The organism is Flavobacterium sp. MK4S-17, from assembly GCF_009848495.1.
In the GTDB taxonomy this organism is placed as follows: Bacteria; Bacteroidota; Bacteroidia; order Flavobacteriales; family Flavobacteriaceae; genus Flavobacterium.
This window is the reverse complement of record NZ_WWEP01000013.1, coordinates 169,031-189,480: the sequence shown is the minus strand read 5'-3', so window position 1 is coordinate 189,480 and position 20,450 is coordinate 169,031. Positions and strand designations below refer to the sequence as shown.

General features: G+C 40.5%; 20 protein-coding genes. 4 read left to right on the top strand and 16 right to left on the bottom strand.

Annotated features, from left to right (window positions below; genetic code table 11):
- The first annotated feature begins 6 nt into the window (after nt 1-6).
- Nucleotides 7-1,041 (top strand): ABC transporter permease, encoded by a 1,035-nt coding sequence (locus tag GSF09_RS06885; protein ID WP_159800213.1) that lies wholly within the window; start codon nt 7-9, stop codon nt 1,039-1,041.
- Here GSF09_RS06885 and rodA read toward each other — a convergent pair whose 3' ends face one another.
- Genes rodA through purH form a run of 6 tightly spaced genes read right to left on the bottom strand, consistent with a single transcriptional unit; the run spans nt 1,042 to nt 8,118 of the window.
- Nucleotides 1,042-2,298, bottom strand: a complete 1,257-nt coding sequence (rodA, locus tag GSF09_RS06880; protein ID WP_159800206.1) for a rod shape-determining protein RodA — start codon at nt 2,296-2,298, stop codon at nt 1,042-1,044.
- Between the two features lie 2 nt (nt 2,299-2,300).
- On the bottom strand, nt 2,301-4,175 hold the full coding sequence (mrdA, locus tag GSF09_RS06875; RefSeq protein ID WP_159800205.1) for a penicillin-binding protein 2: 1,875 nt from the start codon (nt 4,173-4,175) through the stop codon (nt 2,301-2,303).
- Entirely contained in the window at nt 4,172-4,678 is a 507-nt protein-coding gene (locus tag GSF09_RS06870; RefSeq protein ID WP_159800204.1) for a rod shape-determining protein MreD, read from the bottom strand. Before GSF09_RS06870 ends, mrdA begins: the two co-directional genes overlap by 4 nt.
- A complete protein-coding gene (mreC, locus tag GSF09_RS06865) occupies nt 4,671-5,498 on the bottom strand; it encodes a rod shape-determining protein MreC (RefSeq protein WP_159800203.1) in 828 nt (275 codons plus the stop codon). The genes GSF09_RS06870 and mreC overlap by 8 nt, the downstream gene beginning before the upstream one ends.
- A gap of 10 nt (nt 5,499-5,508) precedes the next feature.
- Nucleotides 5,509-6,537 (bottom strand): rod shape-determining protein, encoded by a 1,029-nt coding sequence (locus GSF09_RS06860; RefSeq protein ID WP_159800202.1) that lies wholly within the window; start codon nt 6,535-6,537, stop codon nt 5,509-5,511.
- Nucleotides 6,538-6,591: 54 nt separating this feature from the next.
- Complete coding sequence (gene purH / locus GSF09_RS06855) at nt 6,592-8,118, bottom strand: bifunctional phosphoribosylaminoimidazolecarboxamide formyltransferase/IMP cyclohydrolase (protein ID WP_159800201.1); 1,527 nt, start codon at nt 8,116-8,118, stop codon at nt 6,592-6,594.
- Nucleotides 8,119-8,271: 153 nt separating this feature from the next.
- Here purH and GSF09_RS06850 point away from each other — a divergent pair, with 153 nt between their 5' ends.
- Entirely contained in the window at nt 8,272-9,522 is a 1,251-nt protein-coding gene (locus GSF09_RS06850) for an ABC transporter permease (protein WP_159800200.1), read from the top strand.
- 57 nt (nt 9,523-9,579) lie between these two features.
- Nucleotides 9,580-9,891 (top strand): DUF1493 family protein, encoded by a 312-nt coding sequence (locus tag GSF09_RS06845; RefSeq protein ID WP_159800199.1) that lies wholly within the window; start codon nt 9,580-9,582, stop codon nt 9,889-9,891.
- Nucleotides 9,892-10,010: 119 nt separating this feature from the next.
- Here the strand turns inward: GSF09_RS06845 and accD are convergent, their stop codons facing one another.
- From accD to GSF09_RS06830, 3 genes are all read right to left on the bottom strand, one after another.
- The gene (gene accD, locus GSF09_RS06840) at nt 10,011-10,868 is read right to left on the bottom strand and encodes an acetyl-CoA carboxylase, carboxyltransferase subunit beta (RefSeq protein WP_159800198.1); all 858 of its coding nucleotides are present in this window, start codon (nt 10,866-10,868) and stop codon (nt 10,011-10,013) included.
- 67 nt (nt 10,869-10,935) lie between these two features.
- A complete protein-coding gene (gene fbaA, locus GSF09_RS06835) occupies nt 10,936-12,003 on the bottom strand; it encodes a class II fructose-bisphosphate aldolase (RefSeq protein WP_159800197.1) in 1,068 nt (355 codons plus the stop codon).
- A gap of 47 nt (nt 12,004-12,050) precedes the next feature.
- Nucleotides 12,051-14,609, bottom strand: coding sequence for a BamA/TamA family outer membrane protein (locus GSF09_RS06830; protein WP_159800196.1), 2,559 nt, complete (start codon nt 14,607-14,609; stop codon nt 12,051-12,053).
- A gap of 39 nt (nt 14,610-14,648) precedes the next feature.
- Between GSF09_RS06830 and GSF09_RS06825 the strand changes: the two genes are divergently transcribed.
- On the top strand, nt 14,649-15,377 hold the full coding sequence (locus GSF09_RS06825; protein WP_159800195.1) for an RNA methyltransferase: 729 nt from the start codon (nt 14,649-14,651) through the stop codon (nt 15,375-15,377).
- Here GSF09_RS06825 and GSF09_RS06820 read toward each other — a convergent pair.
- The 7 genes from GSF09_RS06820 to GSF09_RS06790 all read right to left on the bottom strand — a co-directional run bounded on the left by GSF09_RS06820 (nt 15,374) and on the right by GSF09_RS06790 (nt 20,408).
- Nucleotides 15,374-16,081 (bottom strand): porin family protein, encoded by a 708-nt coding sequence (locus tag GSF09_RS06820; RefSeq protein WP_159800194.1) that lies wholly within the window; start codon nt 16,079-16,081, stop codon nt 15,374-15,376. The two genes, GSF09_RS06825 and GSF09_RS06820, sit on opposite strands and share 4 nt — an antisense overlap.
- Nucleotide 16,082: 1 nt before the next feature.
- The gene (ubiE, locus tag GSF09_RS06815) at nt 16,083-16,814 is read right to left on the bottom strand and encodes a bifunctional demethylmenaquinone methyltransferase/2-methoxy-6-polyprenyl-1,4-benzoquinol methylase UbiE (RefSeq protein ID WP_159800193.1); all 732 of its coding nucleotides are present in this window, start codon (nt 16,812-16,814) and stop codon (nt 16,083-16,085) included.
- A 42-nt stretch (nt 16,815-16,856) separates the two neighbouring features.
- Nucleotides 16,857-17,354, bottom strand: a complete 498-nt coding sequence (locus GSF09_RS06810) for a dihydrofolate reductase (RefSeq protein WP_159800192.1) — start codon at nt 17,352-17,354, stop codon at nt 16,857-16,859.
- Nucleotides 17,351-17,686: a 2TM domain-containing protein gene (locus GSF09_RS06805; RefSeq protein WP_159800191.1), complete on the bottom strand. Its 336-nt coding sequence runs from the start codon at nt 17,684-17,686 to the stop codon at nt 17,351-17,353. The genes GSF09_RS06810 and GSF09_RS06805 overlap by 4 nt, the downstream gene beginning before the upstream one ends.
- Nucleotides 17,687-17,721: 35 nt before the next feature.
- Nucleotides 17,722-18,546: a thymidylate synthase gene (locus GSF09_RS06800; protein WP_159800190.1), complete on the bottom strand. Its 825-nt coding sequence runs from the start codon at nt 18,544-18,546 to the stop codon at nt 17,722-17,724.
- 180 nt (nt 18,547-18,726) lie between these two features.
- A complete protein-coding gene (locus tag GSF09_RS06795) occupies nt 18,727-19,344 on the bottom strand; it encodes a bifunctional nuclease family protein (protein WP_159800189.1) in 618 nt (205 codons plus the stop codon).
- 95 nt (nt 19,345-19,439) lie between these two features.
- Nucleotides 19,440-20,408: an electron transfer flavoprotein subunit alpha/FixB family protein gene (locus GSF09_RS06790; RefSeq protein WP_159800188.1), complete on the bottom strand. Its 969-nt coding sequence runs from the start codon at nt 20,406-20,408 to the stop codon at nt 19,440-19,442.
- Nucleotides 20,409-20,450 lie beyond the last annotated feature (42 nt).

Here is a 20,450-nt window from a genome sequence, read left to right as displayed (position 1 = left end):
TTAAGTTTGGGGTTTATTGTTCTTCTGCTGTTTGTTGCAATATTTGCCTATGTGATTGCACCCGATAAAACAAAAAACGCCAACTGGGGCGATTTATCCATTCACTCGAAGCCACCCGGTTTTGAAGTAACCATGCTGGCATTACCTTCCAAAATTGACTATAAACCTGTTTTTTCTGATTATTTTACAGGAAGGGAGTACACCGAACCCAAAGTGCCAATACTTAAATATAAAATTGCCGGCGACAGCCTTACTTACCTGGAGTATAATGATGAGCCATCGCTCGCTATTTCAAAAACAATTGCCCTTTCAGATTATGGTACTGGGATTGATGCTGAAAAAATAAAGGATGATTATATAAAGAAACAAAAGTTTCTGTTAGGTACCGACAGCCAGGGCAGGGATATGTTCAGTCGCTTGCTGGTAGGCTCAAGAGTTTCTATAGCTATTGGGTTTGTAGCTGTTTTTATATCGCTGGTTGTAGGCATATTTTTTGGTGCATTGGCCGGGTTTTATGGTGGTAAGGTAGATGCGTTTGTAATGTGGCTTGTAAATATTATATGGAGTATACCAACATTGCTTTTGGTTATTGCCATAACACTGGCACTTGGCAAGGGTTTTTGGCAGGTATTTGTAGCTGTGGGACTCACTATGTGGGTTGAGGTTGCACGTGTGGTGCGCGGGCAGGTAATGAGTATTAAGCAAATGCAGTTTGTTACTGCTGCAAGGGCACTGGGTTACCGTAACAGCCGTATTATCTTTAATCATATTTTGCCAAACAGTATGGCTCCCGTAATAGTTATTTCGGCTGCAAATTTTGCTTCGGCAATTTTGGTGGAAAGCGGTCTTAGCTTCCTGGGTCTCGGCGCGCGGCCACCTGTACCCAGTTGGGGCGGCATGATAAAAGACCACTATAATTACATTATATTAGGAAAACCTTATCTTGCATTGGCACCCGGTATTGCCATGCTTTTATTAGTGCTTGCCTTTATGCTTGTAGGCAATGCCCTGCGCGATGCCCTTGATGTAAAATCGGAATAATTACCACTCATTAACCTTATTGGCATCCAGTTTTATAAAAATAAACAGCAGTATGGTAAATGCCCAAAGGCTTGAACCACCGTATGAGAAAAAGGGCAGTGGCACACCAATGGTGGGGAACAGCTTTATAAGCATCGCTATGTTTACAAAAAAGTGTGTAAACAAAATGGCGACCACACAGTAGCCATAGGTACGGCTAAACTTGGATTTTTGCCTTTCAGCAAGGTAAATTAGCCGTAATAATAAGGTTATAAAAAGGGCAATAACAACCAATGCACCTGCAAACCCCCATTCTTCGCCAACAGTGGTAAAAATATAATCGGTATGCTGTTCGGGCACAAAGCCTCCTTTTGTTTGTGTGCCCTCAAGGTAGCCTTTGCCAAACCATCCACCGGAACCTATTGCTATTAGCGACTGGTTAAGGTTGTAACCTTCGGCCTGCTGGTTTACATTTTTATCAAACAATACATCAATACGGTCTTTCTGGTGTGGCTCAAGCACATTTTCATATACATAGTCAACAGAAAAAACAAAGCCTGCTATAGCTATAAAAACCAATGTATAAAGTATAGGATTCCGGTGAACCCTTTTAGTTAAAAAGTAATGTATGGTTATTATCATAAGCGCACACATTATAAGGAAATAAGGCTTTACAAGCAGTGCCAAAAGAAATAGCGCTATAGCTATGGCACCTGTCCATAAATACCATCCGGGCAGTCCCTCCCGGTATAAAACAAATACCAGCGAAAGGAATATCATGGCACTACCGGCATCGGGCTGCATCATGATAAGCAGCACGGGAAGGCCTATTATTCCAAAAGCTATCAGCTGGTGGTTTGTGTTTTTAAGGTTTATCTGTACATCACTAAGATACTTTGCCAGTACCAGCGAAACCGCTGTTTTTGCAAACTCCGAAGGCTGTAAGGTGAAACCACCGAAAGAATACCAGTTGGTTTGGCCCTTTATTGTTTTACCGGCTACAAACAAGCCGGCAAGCAGTAGTATGGAAAGCCCGTAAAATATAAAGGAATATTTTTCATAGATTTTTGCATCCAGCGACAGCACAACTATAATTAACGGTATGGCAAAAATAATGAACAACATCTGCCTCCCGTATATCTGGCCAATATCAAATATCGAGGTTTCTTCGAGTGGTAATGATGCGGAGTAAATAACCATCCACCCAAGCATAACCAATACTGCATATAACAGTATGGTTACCCAGTCCATATTATTGGTTACACTTTGGTTCTTCATACTTACCTGTATAAAGGCTGGTTAATTAAAAACGGTTTTCCGCTGGTTACCTTTTCATACTCCTGCTTTAAACCTTTAGTAAGCATTGTGGTTTCAAGGTCCTTGCGTGTTATTTTCCCTTTCAAGTACTTTTCAATCATTAATGTGGCTATTGGCCCTGCCCACCGGGAGCCCCAGTACCCGTTCTCAACAAAAACAGCTATTGCAATTTTAGGGTCGTGCCTTGGGGCAAAAGCCACAAATATTGAATGGTCGGTAAGCTGTGTGCGTACCCCGTTTATTTTTGTGAAATTTTCAGCCGTTCCCGTTTTACCGCATATTTCTATACCTTCCACGCCCAGCCCATGTGCAGTACCATAATTATATACATCATAAAGCCCGTCTATAACCGGCTGAAAATATTGCTTATCGATAGTAGTAACATGTTTGGTGGTGAATTTTTTATCAATTTCGCCATCCTCTATCTTTTTAATGATGTGTGGTGTATAATAATATCCTTTATTGGCAACGGCAGCCATCATGTTGGCAAGCTGTATAGGAGTCATTTTTATTTCTCCCTGCCCAATAGAATTGGAAATGATGGTTGAACTCCTCCAGCCTCCGTTAGGATAAAAACGCTCATAGAATTTAGAGGTAGGCACCAGCCCTTTCCTTCCCGGTGGGAGGTCATAGCCTAAAAAATCGCCCAGCCCGAAACTTTTAAGGTGGCTGCTCCAGGCGTTTACACCATATTGCGGCTTAGGATATTTGTCAATAGTCAGCTTATAAGTACTTGCAAAATAGGTATTACATGATTTATAGATAGCCTCATGCAGCCTGTTGGTGCCATTATCATGGCATTTCATAAATGCACCGCGCCCGTAAAAAAAGCCGTGGTGGCATACAAAGGCCGTGTTTTCGTCTATTACTTCTTCCTGCAGGCCTATAAGTCCTGTTAGTATTTTAAAAGGGGAGCCTGGAGGATATTCGGCTAATAAACCCCTGTCAAAAAGAGGTATGCCTAAAGTGTCCTGCTCCAGCATAAGGTAATTTTTAGAGCGCTCGCGCCCTACAAGCAGTGCCGGGTCATAGGATGGTGCAGTTACCAGGGCAAGTATTTCACCTGTTTTTGGCTCAATGGCTACAATGCCGCCCCTTTTTTCGAACATGAGCGATTCGCCATATTTTTGCAGTTCGGCATCAATGGTAAGCGTTATATCTTTGCCCTGAACGGCAATTGTATCATATATACCGTCTTTAAAAGGCCCAATTTCACGATTAAAACGGTCGCGCTGAATATACTTTACGCCCTTTACACCGCGCAGCACTTCCTCATACATTTCCTCAACGCCCTGTTTGCCAATAAGGTCGCCGCTTTTATAATAAGGCTTCTTCCTGATTATGGCATCGTTTACCTGTGCTATATAACCAAAAACATTGGCTCCGGCATTAACCTGGTAATCGCGCAGGGAACGCTTAACGATATCAAACCCTTTAAACTTCCTTATTTTTTCCTGAAAGGCAGCAAATTCCTTTTTGTTTAACTGTGGTAAAAATACCGAAGGAAGCCTTGGGCTGTAAACCCTTGCCTTTTCTATTTTTTTTATAAACTCTTCTTTGGTGATATTAAGTAATGAACATATTTCAAGCGTATCGCTGCCCTGTTTAGGCATTTCGTTTGGTGTAACCATTATATCATAAGAGGGCTGGTTAGCAACCATTAGCTTGCCATGACGGTCATATATATAACCCCTTTCCGGATATTCATACTTAATTTTTATCGCGTTGTTTTCCGATTTTTTAATGTAGGAATCATCCAGTATCTGTAAATAAAATAGCCTTGCTAGTATCAGCACAGCTGCAGCAATTATAAGTGCTGGCAGTAAAATCTTTCTCATTGTTTGCCCGGCTTAATTAAATAGATAATTATTATGCAAAGAATCAGTGTAAAGATAGTGGTGGCCACAGTCCTTATCAAAATATCCAGAATCAGGGAGAAACGGAATATCTCCAAAAGGTATAAAATTAAATGATGTGTTACAACTGAAATAAGTATAAATGAAAACCTTTCGGGTGAAAGGCGGTCGTTAATTTTTACAGTTTGGTATTCATAGCTGATACCAAATGAAAACCTGAAAAATGATGGCCTTAAATAAGCCAGGGTAACACAGGCTACCGCATGCGAACCTCCTGAATTAAGGAACATATCCAGTACCAGCCCTAAAAAGAATGATGACAGCAAAAGCCCTGCCCTGTTGCTGTTTACAGGGTAAAGCAATATAAATAGTATATACGGATAAGGGTTTAAAAACCCAAGGAGGTTAATCCTGTTAAACAGTACAACCTGTAGGGCAATGAGGCCTATAAACCTTAGTATATTTATTATGACGGTACTATTCATCGGCTGCTGTTTGCTCTTCCAGGTTTATTATCTCGTCACGGTCTTTATTCTCTATAATGTACACATGGCCAAGGCTTGTCATATCGTTAAAAAGCCTTATATCCAGTGTGTAATAATTTGTTTTCTTGTCAATGTATATCTTTTCAATAGCACCTATAGGAATGTTTTCAGGAAATATAACCGAACGGCCTCCGGTTACAATAGTATCTCCTTTTCTAACAGATGCGAGCCTGGGTACATCAATAAGCTGTACAAAGCCTGTATTTTTGCCATTCCATATCAGTGAGCCGAAATGGTTAGTCTTCTTGATTTTGGCGTTAATTTGAGATTTAATGTTTAACAGGCTTATAACCGTAGCATACCCGTTTGATACATTTTCTACTATACCCACAACCCCAAGGCTGTTAACAACACCCATATCCGGCTTTATACCGTCTTTGCGCCCGCTGTTTATAGTGAGATAATTTTCATGTACATTATAAGAATTGAATATTACTTTTGATTGTATAACATCAAAATTATCTAATCCTTTTGGCAGGTTTACAGGTGGTATATTGGCAGTATCCTGTGTGTTATACAATAGTTGTTTAAGGCGTGCATTTTCTTCGGCAAGCTGGTTGTTTTTTTCTTTAAGGCTTAAATATTCCTCTACATTATTCACTTGTTCATACACATAGCCCGTAACAGCATTGGCAGAAGAGATGGCCTTGCTCCTGTGGTAGGAATGCGATTGTATGGTGAGGGTTAACGATATGCCCAAAAGCAGCAAAAACAGTATCTGAATACTGTTTTTAAATATAAAATTTAATATTTGCTGCATTTTTTATTTTTTACTTTATGAGTATGCTCCTGTATTTCGGTATATTTTTAAGTGCCATTCCTGTTCCCCTTACTACTGCCCTTAAAGGGTCTTCGGCTATATAAACAGGCAGGTCGGTTTTTTGCGATATCCTTTTGTCCAGCCCCCTTAGCATCGAGCCCCCGCCCGCAAGGTAAATACCTGTGTTATAAATATCGGCAGCAAGTTCCGGCGGTGTTTGCGAAAGCGTTTCCATAACCGCATCTTCAATACGTTGTATAGATTTGTCCAGCGCTTTGGCAATTTCCCTGTAAGAAACGTCAACCTGTTTCGGCTTGCCGGTTAAAAGGTCGCGCCCCTGTACCGACATGTCTTCCGGTGGGGTTTCAAGATCTTCCAAGGCAGCCCCAATGGTTATTTTTATTTTCTCAGCAGTACTTTCACCCACAAACAAGTTGTGCTGGGTGCGCATGTAATAAACAATATCGTTGGTAAAAACGTCACCGGCAATTTTAACTGACTTGTCGCATACAATACCGCCCAGTGCTATAACTGCAATCTCGGTAGTACCACCACCAATATCTACAATCATATTCCCTTTGGGCTGCATAATATCTACTCCAATACCTATTGCCGCTGCCATAGGCTCATGTATAAGGTACACTTCCTTGCCGTTTACCCTTTCTGCCGATTCCTTTACAGCACGCATCTCAACCTCGGTAATGCCCGAAGGGATGCATATTATCATGCGCAGTGCCGGCTGGAAAAGTTTCTTTTTTAAGGCAGGGATGCTTTTTATAAACATAGTGAGCATCTTTTCCGATGCGTCAAAATCTGCAATAACACCATCCTTAAGCGGGCGTATGGTTTTAATGTTTTCATGGGTTTTACCCTGCATCATGTTAGCCTCCTTGCCCACGGCTATTATCTTGCCGGAAACGCGGTCGCGCGCTACAATAGATGGGCTGTCTATAACTACTTTATCATTGTGTATGATGAGGGTATTTGCGGTTCCAAGGTCAATGGCAATGTCCTCGGTCATGAAGTCAAAAAATCCCATACTATATTAAGGGTTTTATATTATACTAAATTAAGCCTACAAAAATAATAAAAATTAATGTTTAAAATGACGGGTTCCCGTAAATACCATTGCAACATTATTTTCGTTGCAGTAATTAATGCTTAACTCGTCTTTTATTGAGCCTCCCGGCTGTATTACGGCTGTAATACCCGCCTGTTTGGCAAGTTCTACACAATCAGGGAACGGGAAGAAAGCATCGCTAGCCATAACCGCACCGTTCAGGTCAAAGTTAAAGGAGCGGGCTTTTTCCACAGCCTGCCTTAGTGCATCCACGCGCGAGGTTTGTCCTGTGCCCGATGCATATAATTGTTTATTTTTAGCAAAAACGATTGTGTTGGACTTTGTGTGCTTGCAAATTTTGGACGCAAACAACAAATCTTCAATCTCCTGCCCGGTAGGTGATTTTATGGTAACGTTTTCAAGCTGTGCTTTATTGTCGGTAATATTGTCTTTATCCTGCACCAGTAAACCGTTAAGGCATGTGCGTACCTGTTTTGCAGGTAGTTCCACATCATTCTGAACTAAAATTATCCTGTTTTTCTTTTCCTGTAAAACAGTTATAGCATCCTCTTCATAAGCAGGAGCTATAACCACTTCGCAAAACAGCTTGTTTATTTCTTCGGCTGCTTCCCTGTCAATTTTTGTGTTGCTGATTAATACTCCGCCAAATGCCGAAGTAGGATCTCCCGCCAAAGCATCAAGATAAGCTTCTTTTACCGTATTTCTTGTGGCAAGGCCACATGCATTGTTGTGTTTTAATATGGCAAAGGTTGGCGCATCATCTTTAAACTCCTGCATAAGGTTAACAGCAGCATCTACATCCAAAAGGTTGTTGTATGAAAGTTCCTTTCCATGCAGTTTGGTAAACATTTTTTCAAGCTCGCCAAAAAACCATCCTTTTTGGTGCGGGTTTTCACCATAGCGCAGCTCCTGCCCATTGGCAACGCTTTGCTTATAAAATGCCGTATCTGTATTAAAATAGTTGAAAATGGCAGTATCGTAATGCGATGATACATGAAATGCCTTTGATGCAAATAACTTTCTTTCTTCCAGCGTGGTTGCACCATTATTTTTTATAAAAGTTTCCAGGAACAGGCTGTAGTCATTTACAGAAGCTACAATTACGGTATCCTTAAAGTTTTTGGCTGCAGCACGTATAAGCGATATACCGCCTATATCAATTTTTTCTATAATATCGGCTTCATTTGCGCCGGAGGCCACTGTTTTTTCAAAAGGATAAAGGTCAACAATTACAAGGTCTATCTGCGGAATGTTATATTCCTGCATTTGCTTTACATCCTGCTCGTTATCCTGCCTGTTAAGTATGCCCCCGAAAATTTTTGGGTGTAGTGTTTTTACCCTGCCGCCCAATATAGAAGGGTAGGAGGTAATGTCTTCCACCGGTACTACCGGTATTCCTAAATCTTTTATAAAAGCCTCTGTTCCCCCGGTTGAGTATATAGTTACCGAATGTTCGTGAAGTTTTTTTACAATTGGCTCAAGCCCCTCTTTGTCAAATACAGAAATAAGGGCCGATTGTACAGGTTTTGTAGTGTTCATTGTGTTGTTGTGTTTAAAAGATGCAAAAGTAGTTAATGCAGGCTTAACATTCAAAGCAGCAGCATTGTAAATTTTTTAAAATTTAATAATTAAAGCGGAGTTTAGGTTTTTGAAAAAAAAATACAGAATTTTACGCAAGACAATATTTTTATCATGCTGCTATACCTTCGTTTACTAAAAGAAAGCCTTTCGTTTGCGCTTAATGCACTTCGCAACAACAAGCTTCGCACATTTCTTTCGCTGTTGGGTGTTACCATAGGTATATTTTCTATAATTGCGGTGCTTGCGGCAGTTGATTCGCTTGACAGGAAAATTAAGGAAGACCTTAGCGTGGTAGATAAAAATACCATGTACCTTAAACGGTTTTCTTTCGGGCCATCTGATATTCCAAGATGGAAAAGGCAGCAGTTTCCTGATGTTACTTATGATGAGTATGAATACCTTAAGGGTTCGGTCACATCTATAGAAAATATGGCTTACCAGATATTTACCAACAGGGAAACCATACGGTATGAAGATAAGTCGGCCAGCGATGTAAATGTAATACCTGTATCGCACGAGTTTTCTGAAATACAAAGCCTTAAGATAGAGCAGGGAAGGTTTTATAATGAGGCAGAAGCTAATTCGGGTAATGCAGTGGTGGTGATAGGCTATGAAATTGCACAAACGCTTTTTGGCAGTGAAGACCCACTGGAGAAAAAAATACGTATTTACGGGCAGCGCTTTACCGTTATAGGGGTGCTGGAAAAGCAGGGTTCCGGTATGTTTGGCGAAAGTAATGATACTGCTGTTATAATTCCTGTAAACTTTTTAAGGCATATGTATGGCGACCATAATGATTTTATGACGCCTATAATAATTATAAAACCCAAAGCAGGTGCCGACCCTGAAGCTGTAAAAGCAGAAATAACGCAAAAACTGCGCAGTTACCGTGGTATTAAAGCAGGCGAAACCGATAATTTTATAATTGATATACTTGCCGCGTTTACCGATGTAATTGACAGCATAGTAGGTACCATGAATATGGTGGGGTGGATTATCAGCGGTTTTTCATTACTGGTAGGCGGGTTTGGTATTGCCAATATTATGTTTGTTTCGGTAAAGGAACGTACCAACCTTATAGGGATACAAAAAGCGCTTGGTGCCAAAAACAGGTTTATTTTGTTCCAGTTCCTTTTTGAGGCTGTTATACTCTCTTTAATGGGGGGTATAGTGGGTATGCTCATGGTTTGGGGTATAGCCCAACTGCTTACCAGTATGCTGGACTTTGAATTTGTATTGAGTTTTTGGAATATACTAATAGGAACTTCGCTTGCAGCATTTATAGGGCTTTTATCAGGTATATTACCGGCTATATCCGCAGCCAGGCTTGACCCTGTAGAGGCTATACGGAGTGGGATGTAAATCAAATAAAATCACTAAAGAGTTAAAAAGTGTTTTACCTTTTTGTACTAACTCCTGATGAAAAATGAAAAAATTAAAATGTATAAAGAAAGGTATTTAGGTGAAATACGGAAATTTATATTTGAAGAACGCGGTAGATATAGATTTGAAATAGAGACGCATCATTCTTTACAATCTGACTTGGGTATATATGGAGTGGATGCATCCGAATTTATTCTAAATTTCAGTAACAAGTTTGGGGTGAATATATCAAATTTTGATGTCGATAAATATTTTATGCCAGAAGGTTATTATTCTATACATGAAGAGTATCCTAATTTAACGATTGGAGATTTACTTACTTCTATAGAAAAGGGCATTTTATCATAATTTAAATATTTGTAAAATTCTCTATTGCAGTATGATAAAATATTTCATCTTGGGAATTTTAAAATTGAGACAAGATGATAGTATCTAAATAAAAAGCCACTCTTAGAGTGGCTTTTTATTTATTCCCTTACAGGCTGGTTTAATATTAAATCCAGGTATAAGTTTACTTTGTCTTTAAGTTCTTTGCGAGGTGTAATAAAATCAAGGAAGCCATGCTCCAGTACAAACTCTGCTGTCTGAAAGCCTTCCGGCAGGTCTTTCCCTGTAGTGTCTTTCACCACACGCGGGCCCGCAAAGCCTATAAGCGCACCGGGTTCAGAAATATTTATATCCCCCAGCATCGCATACGATGCTGTTGTTCCACCCGTTGTAGGGTCGGTGCATAATGATATATACGGAATCCCCGCATCGGCAAGCTGTGCCAGCTTAGCCGAAGTCTTGGCAAGCTGCATAAGTGAATAAGCCGCTTCCATCATCCTTGCACCACCCGATTTGGAAATCATTAAAAACGGTATTTTGTGCTTTATGGAATAATCTATGGCGCGGGCAATTTTTTCGCCTACTACCGCCCCCATAGAGCCGCCTATAAAAGCAAAGTCCATACAGGCAATCACAAGGTCTTTCCCTTTGGATTTTCCTACGGCAGTACGCACGGCATCCTTCAGCTTGGTTTTGTCCATAGCTTCCTTAAGCCTGTCGCCATATTTTTTGGTGTCAACAAACTTAAGCGGGTCTTTAGATGTTATGCCTTTATCCAGTTCGGTAAACTCATTATCATCAAAAAGTATTTCAAAATATTCTTTGCTGCCTATCCTTACATGGTAGCCGTCTTCCGGGCTAACATAAAAGTTTTTTGCCAGTTCCTCAGCATCCACAATTTTGCCTGTAGGCGATTTGTACCATAAACCTTTAGGTACGTCTTTTTTGTTTTCGGTTGGTGTCTGTATCCCTTTTTCCGTTCTTTTAAACCAAGCCATAATTACAATAATTAATATAAAGAATAAGCCGGCTGTAATTGTTAACAGTCGGCTTTTAAAATATTATTTACAAAGTGTTTACATTATTAAGGTCGGCAAATGCCTGCTCAAGCCTTTTGTTGAAAGTAACCTCGCCTTCACGAATCCATTTTCTTGGGTCATAATGTTTCTTGTTTGGCGAATCCAGCCCTTCAGGGCTTCCTATCTGTGTTTTAAGATAGTCAATCTTATTAACCATATAGTCGCGTATGCCTTCTGTAAAGGCAAACTGCAGGTCGGTATCAATATTCATTTTTATAACACCATAAGAAATAGCTTCCCTAATTTCCTCAAGTGTTGAGCCTGAACCGCCGTGGAAAACAAAATCTACAGGGTTTTTTCCTGTACCGAATTTCTTTTCTACATAATCCTGAGAGTTTTTAAGTATTTCAGGGGTAAGCTTTACGTTACCCGGTTTATATACCCCGTGAACGTTGCCAAAAGCGGCAGCAATGGTAAATTTATCTGAAACTTTGCTTAGCTCCTCATAAGCATAGGCAACTTCCTCTGGCTGTGTATATAATTTTGAGTTGTCAACATCAGTGTTGTCCACCCCGTCTTCCTCACCTCCGGTAATGCCCAGTTCAATTTCAAGTGTCATTCCCATTTTGCTCATCCTTTCAAAATATTTCTTAGATATTTCAAGGTTTTCTTCGATAGGTTCTTCCGAAAGGTCAAGCATATGCGAGCTAAAAAGTGGCTTTCCGAATTGCTTATAGTGTTCTTCGCTGGCATCAAGCAATCCGTCTATCCAGGGCAGCAGGTTTTTTGCGCAATGGTCGGTATGTAAAATAACTGTGGCGCCGTAAGCTTCGGCCAGAGTGTGTATATGCTTAGCCCCTGCAACAGCACCAAGTATAGATGCTTTTTGCCCATCGTTGGATAATCCTTTACCTGCATTAAAAGCAGCACCACCATTAGAAAACTGAATGATTACAGGTGCTTTTAGTTTTGCGGCAGTTTCAAGTACTCCGTTAATAGTGCTGGAGCCTGTTACATTTACGGCAGGCAATGCAAATCCTTTTTCTTTAGCATAATTAAAGATTTCCTGAACCTGGTCTCCGGTTGCAACCCCCGGTTTAATATTATGCGCCATTAGTTTAGTTTTTAAAAATTTAATTTACAAAAATACTATTTTTAAATTTAGAACGGATAATTAATTCCAACATTTAAAACCGAGTGGGAAAAATTATATTCCTTAAACCACCTGTTGTTTTCGGGCCTGCCGGGGTTGTAAGTTTTAAAGCCAATATCAAAACGGACCACGAAGAAATTAAAGTCATACCTGAAACCAAAGCCCGAACCAAAAGCCAGGTCTTTTAAGGACTGTAGGCCGTTAAATGTATAATCTTCGCTCTCAACTTCGTCAAAAACATTCCATATGTTGCCCACATCGCCAAAAACGGCGCCATTAAGCTGCCCGAATATATTAAAGCGCAGCTCGGCACTGTAGGCAAGCTTGAGGTTGGCCTCATTAAAATCATTCTTTCCACCGCTTCGCCCCGGGCCCAGGCGGTAGGACTGCCAGGCACGGTTATCGTTAGAGCCCCCGGCAAAATAACTTCGGGTAAAGGGTATGGAGTTGGAGTTGCCATACGGTACTGCCAATCCGAAAAAAGCACGCATGGCCAATACTTTTTTACGGCGCAGGTCAAAGTGCTTTATTAAATCCAATTCCCCTTTGAGGTACTGCGAAAACTGTACATCAAAAAAGGAGCGCTCCCCAACAGGCTGGTTTTGATTTTCGCTCATTAGCGGCGCAATAAGGCTTAGTATGCCGCCTGCACTTTCAAGCTTGGTCTTAAATATAAAAAATGTGTTATCGGTAAGGTTTTGCCTTGTGGAAGTAGTATAGGTAAAGCTTGAGGATGATATAAGGTTGTTTTCGGTAAGCCTTCGCCTGCGCTCCTCAATACGCCTTATTTCCTGTATGTCCTGGCGGGAAATAGCAACGCCGGTATTGCCTTCCAGCACATCAATAATAAATGCGTTGATATAGCCTCCGTTTATAGGCAGGTTATTGTTGCCGTCAAAATAACCCGGTGGCAAATCAGGATATGATTTTGCTATTTCGTTAAGCCTGTTATAAGATGAACGGTAAACATTAAAATAATTTCCTGCGTTAAGGTTTTGTACATACTGTAAGTTCAGCAGGTCGAACCTTGCTGAGCGGTTTCTTTTTGGTGTCCAGTTATAACTCAGTATCCCCGTAAAGCTTTCCTTGTCCAGCCCTATATTACGCTGCCTGCTAACACCCAGGCTCAGCAGGGTAGAGGGTATCATTTCCTTTTTAATGATGCTTTCAGTTTTTATGGGGAAAAATATCCTCGGGAAGTTCAGCTTGGCATCGGCACCATATTCTGAAATGTTGAAAAACGATTTGTCCTGTATGGCAAGGTCACGCGATGAGCCTATATTGCCCCTTGCGGTTAAGTCTAATATTTCTGCACCACGAAAAAGGTTACGTATGGATACACCCATACTTCCCTGTATACCAAAATCCTGTATATTGGAATGGGTAAAGTCAGCCGATGCAATAAATTTAAACTTCTTCCTTGGGTTAAGGTAAATATTGGTAATTAATGACGAGCCGGATGTATCGGTAGTATCAACCACATATTGTATGGAAGGGTAATTAAAAACCCTGAGGTTGCTTAAATACCTTGAAGTCAGTACCCGGCTGGAATCGGCAAACATACTGCCCGGTGTAATAAATACAGGGTCGGTAATGGCCTTGGGCCTGTAGTTTAATTTTCCTGAACTGTATATATTAAAGCCTTTATAGGTAGTACTGTCTATGGATGTATCATCGCTGGAGGGGTTTTTTGTGTAAATATTTACTGTACTTATTTTATACAGTTTAAATGGCCGGACGTATGATGTGTCGCCTTGCCTTACGGTTTCATTATCAATTATCAGGTCAACATTTGCCTTGTAGTTGTTATTTACCGTATCTACAATATAGCTAATGTTGTTTTGCTGAAAAGTATATGCCCCCCTGTTCCTGAAGTAGGATGTTATCCTTTCCCTTTCATTTACAAAATCACGTTCATTAAACTGGCGTCCTTTTTTAATATGCGATTTTGCTTTTGTTTTTTGGTAAAGGCTGTCAAGTGCGGGCGTTTCTATATAGGTATTTATAGTATCCACCGAGTAAGGCTGCCCTGTGGCAACATTATAGTTTACTACAGCCCTTTTATCAGCCAGCGTATCAACAGTGTAATTAACTTTCGACCTGAAATAACCCCGGCTGTAATAATAGGCATGCAGCCTGGAGGCAGACTTTTTAGCTTTTGTGGAATCAACTATTACCGGTGGCTCTCCTGTCCTTTTAAAGAAATTACTTAACCCTGAAACAATGAAAGAGTTACCCAAACGCTGTACCTGCTTTTCCGAAAGCAGCTTGCGCAGCCTTTCATGCCTGCCCGGTTTTTTTTCCAGCCATGCCTTGTAGGATGAGTCAGCATCCGGCTTGGCAAGGTTGTACAGGTGCAGCCTTAAATGATAGCCGAGTATATCAGAGTTAGGCTGCTGGTATAGCTGTTGTTTTAACTCATCGTCATTTTTCTTTTCGTTGTTAACTGTTATTGTATTATCCTCCAGCAGGCGTTTGCCTTCAGGAACCCTCTTAACAAGCGAGCAAGAATATAAAAGCCATCCCGATAAAAGAATTAGTGCTATTTTTGTTATTTTATTTTTCAAGACGGTACTGCCAAATAGTAATTCAAAAATACATTTTTTATGGTTAGTAAAAACCAAATTAAATTAATAACGGGGCTTCAGCAAAAAAAATACAGGAAAGAGCATAATTTATTTTTTGCCGAAGGTATAAAGGTAGTGCGCGAACTGCTGGATTCCAATTTTGAATTACATCATTTATATACTGTAGATAACATATTTGGCAGCATTCCGCAGGATAAGGTAACCTTAATAACAGAGGCGGAACTTAATAAAATAAGTGCGCTGGCCACACCCAATACCTGCCTTGCCATTTTTAAAATACCCCAGGAGTTGCCACTACAGGATAACGGGCTTGTTGTTGCCCTTGATGACCTGCGCGATCCGGGTAATTTAGGCACAATAATAAGGCTTTGCGACTGGTTTGGCATTAAACAGTTGGTATGCTCCCTGCAATGTGTAGATGTTTACAACCCTAAAGTAGTACAGGCCACGATGGGAAGCATAGCCCGCGTTAATGTGGTTTATACTGATTTAAAGCAATATTTGCAGGCAACCCATTTACCTGTTTATGGTACATTTATGGATGGCGAAAATATTTATAAAACTACGCTGCCTGAAAATGGTGTAATAATACTGGGTAATGAGGCTAATGGTATTTCGGCGGAAACAGAAGCCCTGGTTAGCCACAAAATTGCTATCCCGCGTTTTGGTGACTTACAGCAAACCGAAAGCCTTAATGTTTCAACGGCGGCAGCGATAATCCTGAGTGAGTTCAGGAGAAATTTTTAATGGAACGTAAAGTTTATTAAAATGGCCCTTGTTTTCATAGCGCCCACATTTCCGGTATAAGGGCTGTCAGGGCTTTTGTCCCTGATTAACTCATCGTCTAACCCGAAAACCCCACGTATGGATGGTGAAAATTTAAAGTATTCGAAATATAAGTCGATACCAAAGCCGATTTCATAATTGTTTGTCCAGCGTTTCATCCTGAACGTGCCGGTCATATTATCTTCTTTGGACTGTTCATTACTGCCCAGGTTAAGCGACCTTGAAAAGCCACCCACAAGATACGGGCGGACATTTCCGGTGCGCAGTGCCGAAAATTTTAACAGCAGCGGAAAATGAATGTACGTTGATTTTACTTCCCTTAACCTTTCAAACTCATCCTCAACCGTTGGAAAAGTAAGGTTACGCTGAGTGTAGTACAGGCCGGGTTCAAAGCGCAGGTCAAGATATTCAAACAGGCGCAGGTTGCCCACAAGCCCAACGTTAAAGCCTGTTGTTCCTTTAAACTGTATGTCTTTTCCGGGGTTGTTTTTATAGTCAAATTTAAAGCCATAGCTGTTAAAGCCTAAAAAATAGCCCCAGTGTATTCTTTGCTTGTCAAAGTTTTCCAGGTTAATAATAGGGTCTTTGCTAAAAATCTGTGTACCGAACTGCGCATGGCTTAAAAAGCCCGTTAGGAACGCTATATATAAAAAAAGTTTTTTCATATTATTTTTTTGAAGTAGCATAAATAGTAGCCACGCCAAAAGTTTGCGGCAGGTGCTTCACCTCTATAAACCCGATTTTCCTTAAAATATTGTTTAACGCCTCGCCATACGGAAAAACAGATGCTGATTCGCTAAGATAAGCATAAGCCGACCTGTCTTTAGAAAACAGCCTTCCTATAAGCGGCAAGAGGTATTTGGTATAAATTTTATAGCCCTGCTTAAATGGAAATTTTACAGGTACCGAAGTTTCTAAAATAACAAATATACCGCCCGGTTTTAAAACGCGCAGTATTTCTGCCAGGCCTTTTTCAAGGTTTTCAAAATTACGTACGCCAAAAGCAACGGTAATGGCATCAAAGTAATTATCTTCAAAGGGTAGGTTCTCACTATCTCCCAATACCATTTTTATCCTGCTGTCCAGTTTTTGTTCCGTAATTTTTTTTCGGCCCACATCCAGCATTCCTGCTGAAATATCAGCCCCTATAATTTCCTTTGCCTGCGTTTGTGCCATTAAAATAGCAAGGTCGCCGGTTCCGGTTGCAATATCCAATATAGTCTGCGGATTTTTGGCAGCTACCATTTTAAGCACTTTTTTACGCCACTTAACATCAATACCAAAGGAAATTACACGGTTAAGCCCGTCATAATTACCGCTTATGGTATCAAACATTTGGGCTACCTGCTCTTTTTTACCCAGTGAGGAATCTTTATATGGAGTTACGTTTTTTTGCATTATAAATATTTGAGCACAAAGATAAAGGAAGTTTTAAAGTATTTAAGGGTTATCTTCTTTTATCCACGTTTCAAATGTAAAATCAATCGTATGCTTTTCGTCCTTTGGATGATATTCCTCTGAAACTTTATGCCATTTTTCTGTATCAAATTCAGGAAAATATGCATCGGCAGCATCTATATTGGTATGTACCCTTGTAAGTTCTATTTTATCTGCCCGGCCAATAGCCTGTTTGTATATTTCACCGCCACCTATTATAAATATTTCCTCGTCCTGTGGGCAGGCTGTTAGTGCTTCGTCAAGGCTGTGTACTATCATACAGCCCTGATAAGTAAAATCTTTTTGGCGGGTAACAACAATATGGGTGCGGTTAGGCAGCGAACCGTTCATGCTTTGCAGCGTTTTGCGCCCCATAATAATATGGTGTCCTGTAGTAAGTTTTTTAAAATGCTTAAAATCGTCCGGCAGGTGCCAAAGCATGCGGTTGTCTTTGCCTAATGCATTGTTTTCTGCTGCGGCAGCTATCAGGGTTATTGTCATTGTCCGTTTTCAGTAGTTTCAATTTTTTTTTCAAGCTGGGCTATTTTTCGCTCCTGCCGCGCTACCAGTTTTTCTATCTGTTCCTGTTCCCACTTTTTATTAATAAAGCTTTCGGTAACAAATACTTTTATAAAATGCAGTACAAATAAAAAGCCCCAGCCTGTTATAGCCCACAGGTACCAGTCCTGCTCAGGGTCAACCTTTAGCAGCTTGTTTATAATGTAAAGGAAAATACTGCCCACAAAAAACAGTATAAAATGAAAGTAAACGCGCTTTTTTTGCTTTACCCTTTTTCGGGCATATTCATACAATTCCTGTTGGTTTCTTTCCATATCCGGTTAGTTTAACAACTAAAGATAATAAAAAATTATACAGCAACCACTCCTTTTATATGTGGGTGCGGGTCATAATTTTCAAGTGTAAAATCTTCAAATTTAAAATCGAATATATCCTTAACATCAGGATTAAGAACCATTTTAGGCAATGGCCTCGGCTCCCGGGTTAATTGCAGTTCCAGTTGCTCCACATGGTTATTGTATATGTGTGCATCGCCAAAAGTATGTATGAAATCTCCCGGTTCAAAGCCGCACACCTGGGCAATCATCATGGTAAGCAGGGCATAGGAAGCAATGTTAAACGGCACTCCTAAAAATATATCGGCACTCCTTTGGTATAGCTGGCAGGACAGTTTTCCACCAGCAACATAAAACTGGAAAAAAGCATGGCATGGGGGTAAGGCTACTTTTCCATCAGCCACATTTTCCGCAAAAGATTTTGAAGTGTCAGGCAACACACCGGGGTTCCATGCCGATACCAGCATCCTGCGGCTGTTAGGGTTGGTTTTAAGGGTTTCAATCAACTCGGTAATCTGGTCTATTTCCCTGCTGTTCCAGTTGCGCCACTGGTGGCCGTATACTGGCCCCAGGTTACCATTTTCATCGGCCCATTCATCCCATATGCGCACACCGTTCTCGTTGAGGTATTTTATATTGGTATCACCTTTTAAAAACCAAAGCAACTCATAAATAATTGACTTAAGGTGCAGTTTTTTTGTAGTAATCAACGGGAAGCCTTCGCTAAGGTCAAAACGCATCTGGTAGCCGAAAATACTTTTTGTGCCTGTTCCTGTCCTGTCGCCCTTTTGGTGGCCGTTTTCCATAACGTGCTTTACCAAATCATGATACTGCTTCATTGTTTAAAGGTTATATGGTTAAAAATTAAGGTTTACCGTAATTATGCGCAATGTAAATTGGCAATTGCAAAATATAAAATAACTGTAAATAAAATTAAGTGTGGCAATTTGTTTATCACCAATTTTTCCACAAAAAAAACTGCTTTAATAAAAAGCAGTTTGTATAAGTATTGTTATGGGCTAACTTTCCCTTTTTGATATTTCATCCCTGATTTTTGCTGCCTTTTCATAATCTTCATTTTGTACGGCACCCTCCAGCATATCATGCAGTTCCTGCAGGCTGTACTGCGAGTAGCCTTCTGTGGCTACAGGTTCTGCGCCAAAAGTTTCCGGCTGTGACAGTACATCATCATTTTCATCCTGTTCTTTTTCGGGGTCGGGATTTATTTTAAGGTAAATACCTGCTTTGTCAAGTATGTTTTTATAAGTGAATATAGGGGCGCTAAAGCGCAGAGCAAGCGCAATGGCATCTGAAGTGCGTGCGTCTATAATTTCCTCAATCCTGTCGCGTTCGCAAATTATGCTCGAAAAGAAAACACCATCTACCAATTTGTGGATGATAACCTGCTTTACAACAATGTCAAACCTATCTGCAAAATTTTTAAACAGGTCATGGGTTAGCGGCCTTGGCGGCTTTATTTCCTTTTCCAGTGCTATTGCTATTGATTGTGCCTCGAAAGCTCCTATTACAATGGGTAATTTACGTTCACCGTCCACTTCATTAAGGATAAGTGCGTATGCCCCGTTTTGCGTCTGGCTGTACGAAATTCCTTTAATGTTAAGTTTTACTAAGCTCATATATCTTTCCTCTGAATACAAAAAAAGGGCTATCCGGCAAAGATATACTATCCTTTGCCGGATAGCCCTTTATATGGGCACAATTTATAATAAAATTATGAGTTTTGAGCTTTAAACTCTTTTATTTTTTCAGTCAGTTTAGGAACAATTTCAAACGCATCGCCCACAACACCGTAGTCGGCTACCTTAAAGAAAGGCGCATCGGCATCAGAGTTGATAACCACTTTTACTTTTGATGAGTTTATACCTGCAATATGCTGTATAGCTCCTGATATGCCTATGGCTATATAAAGGTTCGCTGCTACCGGTTTACCGGTTTGCCCTACGTGTTCAGAGTGCGGCCTCCAGCCCAGGTCTGATACAGGTTTTGAGCAGGCTGTAGCTGCACCAAGCACCGAAGCAAGGTCTTCAAGCATTCCCCAGTTTTCCGGGCCTTTTAACCCGCGCCCGCCGGATACTACTATTTCGGCATCGGCGATGGTTACTTTTCCTGTTACTTTTTCAGCCGATTCTACTTTTACAGTAAAATCACCATCATTTAAAGACGGGTTGAAGTCTTCCTGCTGTAGGTTTGACTGTGACTCTACAAGCCCAAAAGAGTTCTTGCCTATAGCAAGTACTTTTATATCGGTGTTTATCTCAGTAATATTAAACGCCTTGTTTGAAAAAGCATTTCTTTTTACACGGAATGGCGAAGTGCTTTCCGGCAGTGCAACCACATTAGAGGCATAGCCTGCATTAAGTGCCACGGCAACAAGCGGTGCGGCATACAGGCTGTCTGTAGTTGCAGAGAAAAGGACAATTTTTGAATTTTCCTTTTCAGCAGCCTGTTTTATTACATCGGCATAAGCCTTTGCATTGAATGAATTTAATTTGTCGGATTTAACATTAAGAGCCTTGTCAACACCATATTTTGAAAGTGCTGATGCATCTGCGGCATTAATGGTTAATGCAGTAACGGTTGTACCGGTTTCTGCGGCTATTTTTTTAGCGTAAGAAGCAAGCTCAAAAGCTGTTTTCTTAAATTTTCCTTCTGCTGATTCAGCGTATATTAAGATTGACATATCTTTTTAATTTGAAAATTTTTAATTCTGAAGTTTGAAAAT

What these genes read in the sequence shown, in the direction of transcription:
- rodA (WP_159800206.1), bottom strand. Translation starts at nt 2,298, where the DNA reads ATGAAGAACCAAAGTGTAACCAATAATATGGACTGGGTAACCATACTG.
- mrdA (WP_159800205.1), bottom strand. Translation starts at nt 4,175, where the DNA reads ATGAGAAAGATTTTACTGCCAGCACTTATAATTGCTGCAGCTGTGCTG.
- GSF09_RS06870 (WP_159800204.1), bottom strand. Translation starts at nt 4,678, where the DNA reads ATGAATAGTACCGTCATAATAAATATACTAAGGTTTATAGGCCTCATT.
- mreC (WP_159800203.1), bottom strand. Translation starts at nt 5,498, where the DNA reads ATGCAGCAAATATTAAATTTTATATTTAAAAACAGTATTCAGATACTG.
- GSF09_RS06860 (WP_159800202.1), bottom strand. Translation starts at nt 6,537, where the DNA reads ATGGGATTTTTTGACTTCATGACCGAGGACATTGCCATTGACCTTGGA.
- purH (WP_159800201.1), bottom strand. Translation starts at nt 8,118, where the DNA reads ATGAACACTACAAAACCTGTACAATCGGCCCTTATTTCTGTATTTGAC.
- GSF09_RS06850 (WP_159800200.1), top strand. Translation starts at nt 8,272, where the DNA reads ATGCTGCTATACCTTCGTTTACTAAAAGAAAGCCTTTCGTTTGCGCTT.
- GSF09_RS06845 (WP_159800199.1), top strand. Translation starts at nt 9,580, where the DNA reads ATGAAAAATGAAAAAATTAAAATGTATAAAGAAAGGTATTTAGGTGAA.
- accD (WP_159800198.1), bottom strand. Translation starts at nt 10,868, where the DNA reads ATGGCTTGGTTTAAAAGAACGGAAAAAGGGATACAGACACCAACCGAA.
- fbaA (WP_159800197.1), bottom strand. Translation starts at nt 12,003, where the DNA reads ATGGCGCATAATATTAAACCGGGGGTTGCAACCGGAGACCAGGTTCAG.
- GSF09_RS06825 (WP_159800195.1), top strand. Translation starts at nt 14,649, where the DNA reads ATGGTTAGTAAAAACCAAATTAAATTAATAACGGGGCTTCAGCAAAAA.
- GSF09_RS06820 (WP_159800194.1), bottom strand. Translation starts at nt 16,081, where the DNA reads ATGAAAAAACTTTTTTTATATATAGCGTTCCTAACGGGCTTTTTAAGC.
- ubiE (WP_159800193.1), bottom strand. Translation starts at nt 16,814, where the DNA reads ATGCAAAAAAACGTAACTCCATATAAAGATTCCTCACTGGGTAAAAAA.
- GSF09_RS06810 (WP_159800192.1), bottom strand. Translation starts at nt 17,354, where the DNA reads ATGACAATAACCCTGATAGCTGCCGCAGCAGAAAACAATGCATTAGGC.
- GSF09_RS06805 (WP_159800191.1), bottom strand. Translation starts at nt 17,686, where the DNA reads ATGGAAAGAAACCAACAGGAATTGTATGAATATGCCCGAAAAAGGGTA.
- GSF09_RS06800 (WP_159800190.1), bottom strand. Translation starts at nt 18,546, where the DNA reads ATGAAGCAGTATCATGATTTGGTAAAGCACGTTATGGAAAACGGCCAC.
- GSF09_RS06795 (WP_159800189.1), bottom strand. Translation starts at nt 19,344, where the DNA reads ATGAGCTTAGTAAAACTTAACATTAAAGGAATTTCGTACAGCCAGACG.
- GSF09_RS06790 (WP_159800188.1), bottom strand. Translation starts at nt 20,408, where the DNA reads ATGTCAATCTTAATATACGCTGAATCAGCAGAAGGAAAATTTAAGAAA.